The 15832-nt window shown below is 34.7% G+C and carries 16 protein-coding genes; 7 read left to right on the top strand and 9 right to left on the bottom strand.

Going from position 1 to position 15832, the window contains the following annotated elements:
• The first annotated feature begins 29 nt into the window (after nucleotides 1-29).
• The 3 genes from AC4PRO_RS08075 to AC4PRO_RS08065 all read left to right on the top strand — a co-directional run bounded on the left by AC4PRO_RS08075 (nucleotide 30) and on the right by AC4PRO_RS08065 (nucleotide 2923).
• Complete coding sequence (locus AC4PRO_RS08075) at nucleotides 30-1301, top strand: adenylosuccinate synthase (protein WP_492116970.1); 1272 nt, start codon at nucleotides 30-32, stop codon at nucleotides 1299-1301.
• 83 nt (nucleotides 1302-1384) lie between these two features.
• Nucleotides 1385-1966 (top strand): NUDIX domain-containing protein, encoded by a 582-nt coding sequence (locus AC4PRO_RS08070; protein ID WP_492116969.1) that lies wholly within the window; start codon nucleotides 1385-1387, stop codon nucleotides 1964-1966.
• A 24-nt stretch (nucleotides 1967-1990) separates the two neighbouring features.
• Entirely contained in the window at nucleotides 1991-2923 is a 933-nt protein-coding gene (locus AC4PRO_RS08065; protein ID WP_492116968.1) for a DMT family transporter, read from the top strand.
• Between the two features lie 40 nt (nucleotides 2924-2963).
• On the opposite strand, the gene AC4PRO_RS08060 is transcribed toward AC4PRO_RS08065, so the two are convergent.
• The 3 genes from AC4PRO_RS08060 to AC4PRO_RS08050 all read right to left on the bottom strand — a co-directional run bounded on the left by AC4PRO_RS08060 (nucleotide 2964) and on the right by AC4PRO_RS08050 (nucleotide 5848).
• On the bottom strand, nucleotides 2964-3602 hold the full coding sequence (locus AC4PRO_RS08060; protein ID WP_074721230.1) for a peroxiredoxin: 639 nt from the start codon (nucleotides 3600-3602) through the stop codon (nucleotides 2964-2966).
• 74 nt (nucleotides 3603-3676) lie between these two features.
• A complete protein-coding gene (locus AC4PRO_RS08055; RefSeq protein WP_492116967.1) occupies nucleotides 3677-4906 on the bottom strand; it encodes an MFS transporter in 1230 nt (409 codons plus the stop codon).
• A gap of 30 nt (nucleotides 4907-4936) precedes the next feature.
• Nucleotides 4937-5848, bottom strand: a complete 912-nt coding sequence (locus tag AC4PRO_RS08050; protein ID WP_492116966.1) for an AEC family transporter — start codon at nucleotides 5846-5848, stop codon at nucleotides 4937-4939.
• A gap of 187 nt (nucleotides 5849-6035) precedes the next feature.
• Between AC4PRO_RS08050 and meaB the strand changes: the two genes are divergently transcribed.
• Nucleotides 6036-7124 (top strand): methylmalonyl Co-A mutase-associated GTPase MeaB, encoded by a 1089-nt coding sequence (gene meaB / locus AC4PRO_RS08045; protein WP_492116965.1) that lies wholly within the window; start codon nucleotides 6036-6038, stop codon nucleotides 7122-7124.
• Nucleotides 7125-7173: 49 nt separating this feature from the next.
• Here the strand turns inward: meaB and AC4PRO_RS08040 are convergent, their stop codons facing one another.
• From AC4PRO_RS08040 to AC4PRO_RS08030, 3 genes are all read right to left on the bottom strand, one after another.
• Complete coding sequence (locus tag AC4PRO_RS08040; RefSeq protein ID WP_074721236.1) at nucleotides 7174-7404, bottom strand: DUF8828 family protein; 231 nt, start codon at nucleotides 7402-7404, stop codon at nucleotides 7174-7176.
• Nucleotides 7405-7477: 73 nt separating this feature from the next.
• A complete protein-coding gene (locus AC4PRO_RS08035; protein WP_074721238.1) occupies nucleotides 7478-8386 on the bottom strand; it encodes a prohibitin family protein in 909 nt (302 codons plus the stop codon).
• A gap of 65 nt (nucleotides 8387-8451) precedes the next feature.
• Entirely contained in the window at nucleotides 8452-9834 is a 1383-nt protein-coding gene (locus tag AC4PRO_RS08030; RefSeq protein WP_074722012.1) for an MATE family efflux transporter, read from the bottom strand.
• A 234-nt stretch (nucleotides 9835-10068) separates the two neighbouring features.
• On the opposite strand from AC4PRO_RS08030, the gene AC4PRO_RS08025 reads away from it, so the two are divergent.
• Complete coding sequence (locus tag AC4PRO_RS08025; RefSeq protein ID WP_074722014.1) at nucleotides 10069-10593, top strand: hypothetical protein; 525 nt, start codon at nucleotides 10069-10071, stop codon at nucleotides 10591-10593.
• 51 nt (nucleotides 10594-10644) lie between these two features.
• Here AC4PRO_RS08025 and AC4PRO_RS08020 read toward each other — a convergent pair whose 3' ends face one another.
• On the bottom strand, nucleotides 10645-11523 hold the full coding sequence (locus AC4PRO_RS08020) for a PPK2 family polyphosphate kinase (protein WP_492116964.1): 879 nt from the start codon (nucleotides 11521-11523) through the stop codon (nucleotides 10645-10647).
• Between the two features lie 182 nt (nucleotides 11524-11705).
• Between AC4PRO_RS08020 and AC4PRO_RS08015 the strand changes: the two genes are divergently transcribed.
• Nucleotides 11706-12542: a DUF6929 family protein gene (locus AC4PRO_RS08015; protein ID WP_492116963.1), complete on the top strand. Its 837-nt coding sequence runs from the start codon at nucleotides 11706-11708 to the stop codon at nucleotides 12540-12542.
• Nucleotides 12543-12560: 18 nt separating this feature from the next.
• Here the strand turns inward: AC4PRO_RS08015 and AC4PRO_RS08010 are convergent, their stop codons facing one another.
• Nucleotides 12561-13424: a L,D-transpeptidase gene (locus AC4PRO_RS08010; RefSeq protein ID WP_074721244.1), complete on the bottom strand. Its 864-nt coding sequence runs from the start codon at nucleotides 13422-13424 to the stop codon at nucleotides 12561-12563.
• A gap of 185 nt (nucleotides 13425-13609) precedes the next feature.
• Here AC4PRO_RS08010 and AC4PRO_RS08005 point away from each other — a divergent pair, with 185 nt between their 5' ends.
• On the top strand, nucleotides 13610-14326 hold the full coding sequence (locus AC4PRO_RS08005; RefSeq protein ID WP_074721246.1) for a 3-ketoacyl-ACP reductase: 717 nt from the start codon (nucleotides 13610-13612) through the stop codon (nucleotides 14324-14326).
• Nucleotides 14327-14454: 128 nt separating this feature from the next.
• Here AC4PRO_RS08005 and mtaB read toward each other — a convergent pair whose 3' ends face one another.
• Nucleotides 14455-15783 (bottom strand): tRNA (N(6)-L-threonylcarbamoyladenosine(37)-C(2))-methylthiotransferase MtaB, encoded by a 1329-nt coding sequence (gene mtaB / locus AC4PRO_RS08000; RefSeq protein WP_492116962.1) that lies wholly within the window; start codon nucleotides 15781-15783, stop codon nucleotides 14455-14457.
• Nucleotides 15784-15832: the final 49 nt, after the last annotated feature.

Genomic DNA, 15832 nt, shown 5'->3' with positions numbered 1-15832 from the left:
TAAATATTTAACTACAAATAATAAACAGAATGACCGTAGATTTATTACTAGGATTACAATGGGGAGATGAAGGAAAAGGGAAGATCGTTGATGTTCTTACTTCAAAATACGATATTATTGCTCGTTTTCAAGGTGGACCAAATGCTGGACATACTTTAGAATTTGACGGAATAAAACACGTCCTTAGAACTATTCCTTCTGGAATTTTTCACGATAATAACATCAATATTATTGGAAATGGTGTTGTAATCGACCCAGTTGTTTTTAAAGGTGAAGTTGACGGTTTAGCTAAATTTAATTTAGATATTAAATCTAAATTAATTATTTCAAGAAAAGCACATTTAATTTTACCAACTCACCGTTTACTAGATGCTGCTTCTGAAGCTTCAAAAGGGAAAGCTAAAATTGGTTCTACATTGAAAGGTATTGGACCAACTTACATGGACAAAACTGGTAGAAACGGAATTCGTGTTGGCGATATCGAACTAGAAGACTTCAAAGAAAGATATAGAGCACTTGCTGATAAGCACGAGGCAATGATTGCATTTTATGATGTAAATATTCAATATAACTTACAAGAACTTGAAGAAGAATTTTTTGAATCTATCGAAGATTTGAAAAAACTTGATTTTATTGATAGTGAAGAATATTTACACCAAGCTCAAAAAGCAGGTAAATCAATACTATGTGAAGGAGCTCAAGGTTCGTTACTGGATGTAGATTTTGGAACATATCCATTTGTAACTTCTTCTAATACTACTGCTGCAGGAGCTTGTACTGGTTTAGGAATAGCTCCAAACAAAATCAAAGAAGTATACGGAATTTTCAAAGCATACGTAACACGTGTAGGTAGTGGACCATTCCCCACAGAACTTTTTGATGAAGACGGAACTACCATGGCACGCGTAGGAAATGAATTTGGATCGGTTACAGGAAGACAAAGACGTTGTGGATGGTTGGACTTAGTAGCATTGAAATATGCTATTCAAGTAAATGGCGTTACACAATTAATGATGATGAAAGGTGATGTTCTTTCAGGATTTGAAACTTTAAAAATATGTACTGAGTACACTTATAAAGGTAAAAACATCGCTCACTTCCCTTACAACATTGAACCAGAAAATGTAACTCCAGTTTATAAAGAGTTCAAAGGTTGGAAAGCAGATTTAACCGGTATGACGACATACGATGAATTACCAAAAGAACTAAAAGAATACATTGACTTTATTGAAAAAGAAGTTGAAGTTCCTATCAAAATTGTCTCTGTAGGGCCAGATAGAAAACAAACAATTACTAAATAAGATTAACTAACGCTCTGAAATTTCAGAGCGTTTTTTAATTATGAAAATATATCTTTTTTCAAAAGCCTATAAACATCCCGCAAATGCAAGATCCTCAAATAAAAATAAAACAAACAGAACTTCTTTCTGACAATTGGTACATATTAAATAAAGTAACTTTCGACTACCAAAAAAAAGATAATAGCTGGATTACTCAAAAAAGAGAAGTGTACGATCGTGGAAATGGATCAGCCATTTTACTTTATAATTCGAAACAAAAAACAGTAATCCTTACCCGACAGTTTCGTTTACCAACGTATCTAAATGAAAACAAATCAGGAATGATGATTGAAGTTTGTGCTGGGCTTTTAGACCAAGACAATCCAGAACAATGCATTATTAGAGAAACAGAGGAAGAAACAGGATATCGCATTACAAAAGTGGATAAAGTAATGGAAACTTACATGTCCCCTGGTGCTGTAACTGAAATTTTATATTTATTTACTGGTGAATATGACGAATCTATGAAGGTAAGTGATGGCGGTGGCGTCGCACATGAGGAAGAAAATATTGATGTTATGGAAATGTCTTATGACGAGGCATATGCTATGATTGCAACGGGCGAAATTAAAGATGCTAAGACTATTATACTATTGCAGCATGCTAAAATAAACAATCTCGTTTAAAACATCTCTTTAGAATTTAGAAATATGAACAACCAGACAAAAGGTGTTTTATTCGCATTATGCGCTACCCTACTTTGGTCAGTAAATTTTGTGATTGCCAGCGGCATAAAAGGTCATATTCCACCTGTAGGATTAGCTTTTTGGAGATGGACAATCGCTTGTGCAGTTTTAGCTCCTTTTGCCATTAAGAATACTATTAGAAATCGTGTAGAAATAAAGAAAAACATCCGTTTTCTTGCCCTCACCGCCGTTCTTGGAATCACCATATTTAACACGTTGATTTATTTTGCCGGAAGAACAACATCAGCTGTTAACCTTTCTTTAATTGCCATTTCTATTCCTTTATTTATTGTAGCGATATCCCGAATTGCTTTTAAGGAAAAAGTAAGTAATACGAAAATCGTTGGAATCGCGACAATCATATTGGGCGTTTTAATCTTAATTACCAAAGGTTCTTTGCAATCCCTCTTACAAATACAGTTTACCATAGGTGATTTAATGATGCTGATTGCCTGTTTTTTCTTTGCGAGTTATACCATTTTAGTCAGACTGAAACCAAAGGAATTACCGCCCAAAGTCTTTCTATTCAGTGTTTTTGTTTTAGGTGTTCTTTTTCTTTTCCCTTTCTACCTTTGGGAACATCTTTATTACAAGAAAGTTGTTTTTGACTCCGTCACAATTTTTGCTGCCACTTATGTTGGAATCTTTGCCTCGCTGGTCTCCTATTATTTATGGAACGAAGCCATTACGCTAATTGGGACACATAAAACAGCATTAATCTATTATTTAATACCTGTCTTTAGCGGAGTTTTAGCTTACTTTTTTCTGAATCAGAATATTGTTCTGAGCCAAATCATAAGTATGGGAATCATTATAGCGGGTTTGTTTATTACTAATCGCAAAAAAACTAGTTCCACTTACATCCTTTTTAAGCATAAAAAAAGTATAATAAAATAGCTTTCATTATACTTTTCAAATTTTAAAAATCTATAAAATCTTATTTGTTTGGCTGAGGAGTCATTCTCAAATAAGGCTTTATTTGCTGATATCCTTTTGGAAATTTTGCAGGTATATCATGGTCAGGAATTGAAGGAGAAATCACCACGTCATTCCCATCTTTCCAGTTTGCGGGTGTTGCCACACTGTATTCTGATGTGAGCTGCAGACTATCAATAACGCGCAGAATTTCATCAAAATTTCTTCCCGTAGAAGCTGGATAGGTCAATATCAATTTAATTTTTTTGTCAGGTGCAATTATAAAAACAGACCGAACAGTAAAGGTTTCATTTGCATTGGGGTGAATCATATCATAAAGATTTGCAACAGTCTTACTTTCGTCTGCAATAATCGGGTATTGCAAAGTAACATTTTGAGTTTCCTCAATATCTTTAATCCATTTTAGATGCGACTCTAATCCGTCGACACTTAATGCAATTACTTTTGTATTTCTTTTTTCAAACTCGGGATAATAATTCGCAACAGTTCCTAGTTCAGTAGTACAAACGGGCGTGAAATCGGCAGGATGTGAAAACAAAACACACCATGAATCCCCTATCCACTCATGAAAATTAATTTCCCCCATTGTTGTTTCTGCTGTAAAATCTGGAGCAATATCTCCTAATCGCAATGTTGCCATAGTTTCTTTATATTTTTATTAAAGTTAGTCAAAAAAAAGTGAACTAGACACGTAAACAAACAAATATACCGAACCTATCGTCCGTTTTTTTTCATTTTTACATTGGGCAAAAAATAAGTAAACACACCCAATAAAGGGAGAAAAGAACTGATTTTATAAACATATTCGATACTAGTTTGATCAGCCAAATATCCCAAAATCGCAGAACCCAAACCTCCCATTCCAAAAGCAAAACCAAAAAACAATCCAGAGATCATACCTACTTTCCCTGGCATCAATTCTTGCGCAAATACTAAAATGGCTGAAAATGCCGAAGCAATAACAATTCCTATAACTACTGATAATATCCCTGTCCAAAATAAATTAGCGTAAGGCAAAAGCAAGGTAAAGGGAGCGGCTCCCAAAATTGAAATCCAAATGATGTATTTCCTTCCAAAACGATCCCCTAAAGGACCTCCAATTAATGTACCCGCCGCCACAGCAGCTAAGAAAACAAATAAATGAAACTGAGATTCTTGAATACTAAGTCCAAATTTTTTCATTAAACAAAATGTAAAATAGCTCGACATACTAGACATATAGAAAAATTTCGAAAAAATTAAAAGAAGTAACACTCCTATCGAAATTTGTATTTTTCTTTTCGAAAAAGGAACAGTCTCATCCTCGGTAGCTATTTTTTTAGCCGCACGCAAATTCAAATGGTTTTGATACCAAACAGCAATCTTAGTCAAAACGAACATTCCTAAAATACCAACAATTACAAACCATATGATATTTGATTGACCATAAGGAGCCACAATTATAGCAACTAACAATGGCCCGATGGCGCTTCCGGTATTGCCACCTAACTGAAAGATGGATTGTGCCAAACCTCTTTTCCCTCCAGAACCTAAAAAAGCAACGCGAGATGCTTCTGGATGAAATATGGAAGAGCCAATACCTACGAGGGAAACCGCCACTAATATCATCCAAAATTGAGTAGACACCGATAATAAAGCTAATCCAGAAATCGTAAACACCATGCCAATTGCCAATGAATAAGGCTTTGGTTTTTTATCAGTATAAAAACCAATAAAGGGTTGTAATAAGGAGGCCGTCAGCTGATACACAAAAGTAATTAACCCAATCTGAGTGAAATTTAAATTAAAATTTTCTTTAAGAACAGGGTAAGTAGACGGAATAACCGATTGCATTAAATCATTTATCAAATGAGCAAAGGCAATGGAAAACAAAACCGAATAAATGGTTTTTTGAGCTATTGCAGGATTCTCTACTTTTAAAGTAGCATTAGAGATTGTATTCATATTGGAACAAAAAATAGAAGTAATGATTAATTAAATAAAGTGCAGTACAAAGTACCAAAAGGCTAAGGTGATGAAAGAAATAGGAATACCAAAACCAATCATCATACTACTTAAACGAGGCTTCAAACCATGTGTAGCAGCCAATATACTAGCAGTTATCATGGGCGCCATCGCTGACTCCATGATGGCCACTTCAATCATTTTAGAATTTTGATTTAAAATCACAACGTACAACACATAAATTATGGCTGGAGTCAATATCAGTTTATATAAAAGTCCCAATCCCAAAAACGGCCAATGTTGGCTTCTACTTTCAAAACGAAGCTGCAGCCCGACTGAAACCAATGCCAATGGAGTGACTCCGCTACCTACTTTTTGGAGAATGTATTGTATCCATTCATGAAAATCAAAATTTAATACATTCATTACACAGGCGACCACAAAAGTAATAAATGGAGGAAAAAATATTATTTTCTTAAAAATTTTAATGCCATTTGGCTCCCCTTTAGAATACATAGTAGCTACCAGAATCCCTAAAGTAGAAAGCACTACAAAAGTTCCGGGTTGATCTACTAATATTGCGGTTTTCATTCCTTCCTGACCATATAGCGCTTCGATAATTGGAAAACCAAGGAACGAAGTATTCCCGAGACCTGCCGTTAAGATTAAGCATCCAGTCAGTTTTTTGGACCAACCATACTTTTTTCCTAAAAAACGAAAAAACACAAACGAAACGGCAAACCCTATCCATGCCACCCCAATAGGAAATAACAATTGATTATTCCAATGAATTTTAGGAATGTAATACAAGGCCAAAGCCGGAAGGCAAATATAAATTACAATCTTATTTAATAGCTTATAACTGTTAGTAGGAAATCGTTTTACACGTTGCAATACAATCCCAAGAATTAAATAAAAAAAGATAAGAATAAAGTTAGTCATCGTCTAATAATTATATCAGCTAATTTAGCACTATCACTTGGTATAAATCCAAATATTTGAAATTGTATTGAACTATTTTTCAATAATTCAATTTCAACGGGATCAGCTAAACTATTCTACTTAAAAAGCGGATTAAATTCTAATAATTCATGTTTAAGTGTTAATTTTACTAAAATGAATTTAAGCTTTGGAAAACGACAAAATAAAACATACTGCCCTTAACGAGAAAGCTGGAATTCCACAGCCAGAAATATTTAGTCCGTCTGTTGTAAAAAACATTCAAAAATATAGAAAAGTACAGCCTTCATCGAATGAACTAGTTAGCGGGATTTTATCGGGCAATATAACAGCGCTAAGCCGCGCTATTACTTTGGTAGAAAGTACGAATCCAGATCATTTGGTCAAAGCTAATGAAGTTATTAATGCGTGCTTGCCTCATGCAAATAAATCAGTTCGAATTGGAATTACAGGTGTTCCTGGCGTTGGAAAAAGCACCTTCATTGAAGCGTTTGGAAAACATTTAACTGGATTAGGGAAAAAAGTCGCTGTTCTAGCAGTTGATCCAAGCAGCACCATTTCGCACGGAAGTATTTTGGGTGATAAAACCCGCATGGAAGAATTGGTCAAAGACAAAAACGCTTACATACGCCCTTCTGCTTCTGGAGACACATTAGGTGGCGTAGCCAGAAAAACACGCGAGACAATTACACTTTGTGAAGCTTGTGGCTTTGACACCATAATCATAGAAACGGTAGGCGTTGGTCAAAGTGAAACAGCGGTTCATAGTATGGTGGATTTCTTTTTGTTATTAAAAATTGCTGGAGCTGGTGATGAGTTACAAGGCATCAAACGCGGTATTATGGAAATGGCAGACGCGATTGTCATCAATAAAGCGGATGGAGATAACATTCGAAAAGCAAAACTTGCAAAAACGGAATTCAACAGAGCGCTACATTTATTTCCGGCAAAAAGATCAGGTTGGATTCCCACAACCGCTACCTGCAGTGCGATTACCCAAGATGGAATCCCAGATGTATGGGAAACGATTGCACAATTTGTCGAACTAACAAAAGGCAACGATTACTTTAATGTAAAACGTTCGGAGCAAAATGAATATTGGATGCTCGAAACCATCAACGAACAACTGAAGCTTCGTTTTTACAATAATCCAGAAATTCAAAAATTATTAGATTCAAACAAAAAAGCGGTGCAAAACGATGAAATATCACCTTTTGCAGCCGCTCAAATATTGTTAGAAAAGTATTTTAAAGGATAAATCTATTTGATATCTCATCTAGATTTACAGTAAAACAATATATTAATCGTTACTCTTTCTCGTAACGTTCCATTTCTCGATCATAAAATTCGTTAGCCAAAACTATTAATCCTTCCATTTCGGCATTTAATTCTCCTTCATCAAGATCTTCGGCTTCTTCAATAAATTCTACCTCATCATCTTTAAGATTGATAATAAATCTTGGATAATCTAAGTGAATGATAAAAATATCTTCTTGAAAATCAGTGTTGTCGCCTAGTAAAAATTTTGGTAATTCCATTTATAAATGTTAAATCATTAATTGCTAAATTCATTGCAACGATTAAATCAATAATCGTTGCAACAAATATAATCTATTTATCAGAAAGAATGATTGAAGAACTTCCTTTCCCATCCATAAAAATAATTTTCGTATTTGGTGATGCGGCTAGTTCTTTCTGTGCTTTTATGGATTCATATTGCAATTGTTTTCCCGTTAAACCAATAGAAATAATTCTTTGGTAATCAGCAATACCTTGCGCTTCTACTCTTTTGCGTTCTGCTTCTTGTTTTTCTTTTTGCAATACAAAAGTCATTTTTTGTGCGTCTTGTTCCGCATTAATTTTACTTTCAATAGATGCTTTTACTGAAGTAGGAAGATTAATATTTCTAATCAGCAATTGCTCTAGAATAAGACCTCTTGCTTTAAAGTCCTCTTGAATAGTGTTAAAAATACGATCTTGAAATTCAACTCTTTTAGTAGAGTACAAAGCTACCGCGTCATAATAGACTGCATTATCACGGATACGTGTACTAGTAACTGGACGCACAATTTTATCTTTGTAACTTACTCCAATTTCTTTAAAAATACGTGGAGCATCTGCCGCTGACACACGGTATAGGACAGTTAAATCAATCACTACTTCAAGTCCATCATTTGACAATACTCGAATCGCATCATCACCCACTTGATCTCCTTCAGACTGCCCTGAAGACATGGTGTAATTTTGAGTTCGAATATCAAAGTCAGTCACATCTAAAAGTGGGTTAATCACATTCAGTCCACTTGTAAGAATACCTGGTTCTACATTACCGTACAAGGATTTAACACCCACTGTACCCGCATTGATTTGTTTAAATGCTGAAGAGAATATTCCTCCAACAATTAATACTATTCCAATAATTTTAAAAAGACTTGAAAATTTTGACAGCGGATTTTGATCTGTTTTCAAAGTAAAGCTCATAACCACTAAGATTATGCCTAGAATAATAAGTATTATCATGTATTTTAATTTAGAATGTTTATTAGACTAATAAACAAATTAGAAGTTACAATGTTAGAATAACATTATTTTATAGATTTCTCTAAGATTAACTTTTTCGTCAATCGAGAGAAGCGAAGATACAAAAATAAAGCGGCAAAAGATAATCCTACCAGTAATCCTATCCAAATACCAGTAGCTTTCAAATCAGTGTATAACCCCAGGTAAATTGAAATTGGAAAACCAACAACCCAATACGCCACAAATGTAATGTACATTGGTATTTTGACATCCTGCAAACCTCTTAAAGCACCCAAAACAACAACTTGAATTCCATCAGAAATTTGAAAAAATGCTGCCACAAATAGTAGCTGGGAGGCTATTAGAACAACTTCCTCAGTCTCAACTATGTGCTTCATGTCGTTAACATCCACAAACATTTGAGGTAAATATTGGTGAAAAACCACAAAAACAACAGCAAATACAGTCTCAAGAAGTATTGCTAATAAAAATATGGATCGCGCCACAAGCTGTAATCTCACATAATCCATCAATCCTTTCTGATTCCCTACTCTAATTGTTACAGCCACACTTAAACCCATTGCAAACATAAAAGTCAAAGAAGCTAAACTCAACGCAATCTGATTTGCAGCCTGGCTTGTCGTTCCCAAAACTCCTGAAAGCCAAATTGCCCCTGTAAACAAGCCTACCTCAAAAAACATTTGCATAGAGGAAGGCAAGCCTAAGTTGATAATTTTATTGAGCATCTTTTTCTTAATTTCCTTTAAACTAAAATTCTCAAAATAAGGATGGAATTTTGGCTTTCTAATCATGATGTAATGCATAAAAAGCAACATTACAATCCGAGAAACTATCGTACCGATAGCAGCTCCCACAATTCCCATTTTAGGGAAAACCCAAATTCCATAAATCAAGAAGTAATTGATGACCACATTAATGACGTTCCCAATGATAGTAGCCCACATCGAATATTTAGTCTCTGATTTGCCATCAGCAAATTGCTTGTATGCCTGGAAAATAATAAGTGGAACAAGCGAGAAAGCAACAATATCAAGATAGGGCTTTGCCATTTCGACCACTATATCTGGTTGTCCCATGAAAGCAATCAAAGGCTTAAAAAAGAAAATAATCAAGAATAAGGTCAAACCTAAGATCGTGCATAAAAATAGCCCGTTATGAAATACACCTCTTCCTTCGTCAATATCATTCTTCCCGTCAGCTTCTGCTGCCAAGGGTGTTATAGCCGTAGAAAAACCAATACCGATTGACATTGCTACAAAAATAAAACTATTACCTAAAGAAACCGCTGCTAATTCTGTTGGACCTAGTTTTCCAACCATTATATTATCTACGATTCCCACAATTGTATGTCCAAGCATCCCCAAGATGATTGGATAGGCTAATCTTAAATTATAAGAAAACTCCTGAGTATATTTAGAAAAATTCACTTTACTTTTTTTTAATGGCAAATATAATTAGAAGCTATTGATAGTTCCTGTATTATTCAATTAATAACCGCACCTTTCTTAGAAAATTATTCCCTATTCAAGAATTATGTAAGAAAATCAAATAATTCTATAACTTTTCAAGCTTTTAATCGGCATACATTTGCATCAGTCAATTTGAGTGTACTTTTAACAACCAAACAAGACAAAATTTTATTTAACACTATAATTCATATTATGAAAACTGCAGGAAAAATTAAAATGGTATTCGCTTTCGCAATCACAATGATGTTTGCAAGTAACGTACAAGCACAAGAAACAACGGAAGTAAAAAATTACGATCAAGGATTCCGTTTAGGAATAGGTCTTAATGGAGGCGTACCTACAAATACTGATTTTTACAATTACTCTTTAGGTGCTGATGTTAGACTTCAATATGATTTAACTAAAAGAACATCTTTGACCTTAACTACAGGTTTTACTAACTTGTTTATTAACAACGGAGTTAAAGATCTAGGTTTCATTCCTGTAAAAGCTGGTTTCAAGGCTTTCGTATGGGAAGACCAATTTTATGTATTAGGTGAAATCGGTGGTGGATTAGCAGTAACAAACACTGACGTAAACAAAAAAAACACATACTTATGGGCTCCAGGTCTTGGATACGCTACTAAAGATATTGATGTAAGTTTACGTTATGAAGCCTATACTGAATATGATACAAATCAGATTGCACTTCGTGTAGCTTATGGTTTTGAACTATAATATTCTTTTGAATTAGTAAAAAAAATGCTCTGAAATTCAGAGCATTTTTTTTTATTCTTTTGTCAGCATCTCTTTGTACAATTCGATATTTTTTTCAATTTTCTCATCCATTTCAGGCATTTTAATGTCAGTATGTTTCTGCATTTCTTCCCAAATGATTTTACCCACAATATAACGACACATTTCTTTATCGTCTGCAGGAATTACAAACCAAGGCGCATACGATGTAGAAGTTTTGTTGATTGCTTCTTCATAATAATGCATATAATCATCCCAAAGCTCTCTCTCTTTCAGATCTCCTACTGAGAACTTCCAATTGTGCTTTTTCTCTTCTAATCGTCGCAACAAACGTTCTCTCTGTTCCTCTTTACTCATGTGTAAAAAGAATTTCAACACTATGGTTCCATTTTGAGTAATATGTTTCTCGAAATTCTTAATTTGGTCCATCCTGTTTTCCCAAAAAACAGGTGTAATCGATGAAACATCTTCTATCTCTGGTAAGTTTTCATTTAAAATATACTCTGGATGCACCCGAGTAACTAATACATTCTCATAATGCGTTCTATTAAAAACGGCAAATTTCCCTTTTTCAGGCAATGCCAAATAATGTCGCCATAAATAATCATGTTCTAGCTCGGTCGAATTAGGTGTTTTAAAGCTATGTACCACAACGCCTCGGGAATTAAAGTCCTTAAAAACTTCCCGAATCAAGCTGTCTTTACCTGAAGTATCCATGCCCTGCAAACAAATCAAAACCCCATACCTATTGTGGGCATACATCGTATCCTGCAAATCACTCAACTTATCGATGACATCTTCTAATTTATCTTCTTTTTTGTCATCACTCGCACCAATATCTAAATTAGTCGGAAGTTTTGACAATTCTATCTTGTTAACTACTTTAAAATCTTCGGGATTAATCGATTTCATAGGGATTTTTTTATCTTTACTTTCTCAAATATAACAAATAATCAGGAGTAATCTTGATGATTTTTTGGAGCTTTTTCCAGCTATTCACTTCAATCTATTGTGCCGCCCCGAAGCTTCGGGGCTAGCACAATAGGATTTTCGTTACTATCTGGGCTAGGGATTTACGTTTTCAACATCAAATTATGAAAAAAATTACATTAGAATTATTCACAACAATTATCGGTATTGGTTCCGCATCAGGGATTTTTTTCCAAGGCAATTCTATCTATCTAATTGGTGACAACAGTGGCTTTTTATACGAATATAACGTCACTGATACCAGCCTTAACAAATACCCCCTCATCCAAAATCCAATTGAAAACATTGCAAAAAAGGACAAGCCCGACTTTGAATCCCTCACTCATTTTCAAGACACACTCTATATCTTTGGTTCGGGATCCACCGCACAAAGGAATGCGATGATCGAATTCGATTTAAAAACAAGAAAAAAATCAACGACTAATAATCTAGTTGATTTATATGCAGTCATGCAAAGTTTTGGAGACATAAAACCGGAAGATTTTAATTTAGAAGGCGCTATTTATGATGGCGAAAATTGGTACTTATTCAATCGTGCTAATGGAAGTAACAACAAAAATGTCATTTTAACCCTTCATGCCAAAAAATTAAACGAAGAATTTAGCCTTCTTTCTAACGATTACAAGCTCCCAAAAATAAAAGGCGTTCGCACCAGCTTTACTGATGCAGTGTTGGTTGACAATAAAATTTATTTCTTGGCCACAGCCGAAAATACCGCCTCTACTTATGACGATGGAGAAATCCTAGGAAGCCTTATTGGTCGCATTGACATCGAGACTATGAAAATAGATTTTACACAAAAAATTAGCCCCACAAATAAATTTGAAGGGCTAACCTTATTTTTAAAAACCAAGAATCAAATCCAATTTTTACTTTGTGAGGACAAGGACACAGATGCCTTAGAAAGTACTATTTACAAACTAAGTATGAACCTCAAGTAAAAAAATAGAATGTTATTCCTATAATTTAGCAGTCTGAACCGTTTCTCTATTTTTCTGTTCTTTTAGAATATCACTTAAGAAAGGCATTGTTTCTTCCTCAATTTGATTTTCTGAAATAGCTAATGCTTTTGGGTCACTAGCCAATTGTAGCCATGGTCTAGGCGCAGCAAAATCATAACTACCAAAAACGATTACAGGAGTCCCTTTTACTTTAACTGTTTCTGAATCGGCTAATTGCCATTCATCAGCCCAATCGTATAAATACTTAGCATCAGTCTCCTGAAGCCTCAAGCAAGAATGAGAAGCTGGGTAACCCGGTAAACTATATTGATGCCATCCAACACCTAATTTATTTTCTACGTTAAAATTCCAACGTAAATCCCACTCATCATCAAATGTGCTTGTAGTTTCCTCCGCTTTCCAATTCGTAAAAAACAGCCCTTCTGGCGTTTTATGTTTTTCGCTTCCCATGTTAGTAGGTCCCGTATAAATCAATTGCCCTTTTTCATAAGCAGCAAATGTTTGCGTAGGATACGAAAAAAAGATGACTTTTTTTATGTCTTTTAAATACGAAACAGTCATTGGAAAAGGAAGATAGAATTCAATATCGCCGCTCATATCCCCTGGAATTAAAATAGAATCCATTTGCTTGAAATTGACAGCATCGGTTCGGTTTACAGCGTATGCAATGCGAAGCGCTTTATTATCGACGCCATTTACAGCCAACCATTGTTTTGTGTTTTCGAAATGAAAAGAAACACTTTTCGGTTCTTGTCGCTTGATTACCGGATCGCTTTCAACACTTTCAACATCAGCTTGTTGTTTGCATGAAGCAAAAAGAATCAGGAGACTTATATTAAAAAGAAGGGCTAATTTTTTCATAGTTATTATTTATATTACAAAATTGACCTATTTTAGGAACTAAAGTGTTACATAATTATTTGAATAATTTATCAAATTTAAATATTTAGGCCCCGTAGAAATTAACTTTTTATTTACTTTCTCTTCTGCCATTAAAAAATTAGAATGGCTTAACTTTGCTACTAATCAACTAAAATTTGAACATAATGACTGACTTAAAAAATAAAAATGCGCTAATTACAGGTGCCGGAAAAGGAATAGGTAAAGCAATTGCTATTGCATTGGCAAAAGAAGGCGTAAATTTAATTTTAGTATCACGCACCCAATCTGATTTAGACGAGGTAGCTTCAGAAGTAACTAAATTAGGCGTAAAGTCATTGACACTTATAGCGGATGTTTCTGATATTTTTTCCGTAGATACAGCAGTGGCAGAAGCCCTGGATAAATTTAAAACGATTGACATATTAATCAATAATGCAGGAATTGCAGCTTTTGGTAAATTTTTAGAATTGGAACCTAAAGCATGGGAGCGCATCATTCAGGTGAACTTAATGGGAACGTACTATACAACTCGCGCGGTTTTACCTAATATGATCGCAAGACAAACTGGAGATATTATAAACATTTCTTCTACTGCAGGATTAAAAGGAAATGCGTTGACTAGTGCCTACAGCGCCTCTAAATTTGCCGTATTAGGACTAACTGAATCCTTAATGCAAGAAGTTCGCAAACACAACATTCGCGTTACTGCTTTAACACCAAGCACGGTGGCTACTGAAATGGCCAAAGATTTAAAACTAACTGACGGTAACCCTGAAAACGTGATGCAAGCTGAAGATGTAGCTGAATTAATCATCGCACAATTAAAATTAAACCGACGCGTATTTATAAAAGACGCAGGAATTTGGTCAACAAACCCGTAATATTAGTGGAAAGTCAAAAGACAACATACCACTGCTAAAAAAAACCATTAAGAGATTAAGTTCTATTAAGTTCTACCTTAATTTTCTTAATCTCTTAATGGTTTAAATTTTTAATTATTTTAAAGTGCCTACACCTCAACAGCTACAAATTCCATTCTAACACTTCCATCAGTGTCAATTGTAGTCAAATTGATTTCATGCAACGTATTCACTAATTCTGGATTCCACGGTGTTTTAACTTTAACGTAGTTTTCAGTAAAGCCATGAATGTAACCCTCTTTATTTTCACTTTCAAAAAGAACTGTTCTAGTACTTCCCAACTGGCTTTCATAGAAAGAACGGCGTTTTTTGACTGATAATCCACGCATCATTTTACTTCTTTTCACACGAACATTCTCAGGCACGACACCATCCATATTTGCAGCTTCCGTGTTATCACGTTCGGAATACTTGAAAACATGCAAATAAGAAATATCCATTTCATTTAAGTAACGATAGGTTTCTAAGAAATGCTCATCGGTTTCTCCAGGGAAACCAACGATCACGTCCACGCCAATGCAGGCATGAGGCATCACTTCTCTAATCTTATTTACTCTCTCCGTGTATATTTCTCTTTGGTAACGACGCTTCATCAATTTCAGAATATCGTTACTTCCTGATTGCAACGGAATATGAAAATGAGGTACAAAAGTTCTGCTTTTCGAAACAAATTCTATGGTTTCATTTTTCAATAAATTAGGTTCAATAGACGAAATTCGCAAACGCTCTATTCCTTCTACTTTGTCTAATTCCTGAACTAATTCCAAGAAGGTGTGTTCGTGCTTTTTGTTTCCAAATTCCCCTTTTCCGTAATCTCCAATATTTACTCCGGTAAGAACAATTTCTTTAATATTTTGCTTCGAAATTTCGTAAGCATTTTTCAAAACATTATTCAATTCATCACTTCTAGATATTCCTCTAGCCAGCGGAATTGTGCAATAGGTACATTTGTAATCACAACCGTCTTGCACTTTCAAGAAAGCACGGGTTCTGTCGCCTATCGAGTAACTTCCTACGTAGAAATCAGCATCAGCGATCTCACAGGAATGCACTTCTCCAAAATCGTTTTTGGACAAATCATTGATATAATCGATAATTTTAAATTTTTCTGTAGCTCCAAGAACCAAATCAACTCCATCAACTGCAGCTAATTCTTCTGGTTTCAACTGTGCATAACAACCCACAGCGGCTACAAAAGCTTTATTATTGAGCTTCATTGCTTTTTTGACCACTTGCTTAAACTGCTTGTCGGCATTTTCAGTAACGGAGCACGTATTGATTACATACATGTCAGCGACTTCTTCAAAATCTACACGATCGAAACCTTCGTCTTCAAAACTTCTAGCAATCGTAGAAGTTTCTGAAAAATTCAATTTGCAACCAAGCGTATAAAAGGCAACTTTTTTTCTGTTTTCCATAGGGATAAACTACGTTTTTAGTAGTAACTTATTATATTTACATCTTTGT

Source organism: Flavobacterium sp. DW-iso2, assembly GCF_058725285.1.
Note: the sequence above shows the minus strand (reverse complement) of the source record. Positions and strands in the feature narration are given on the sequence as shown.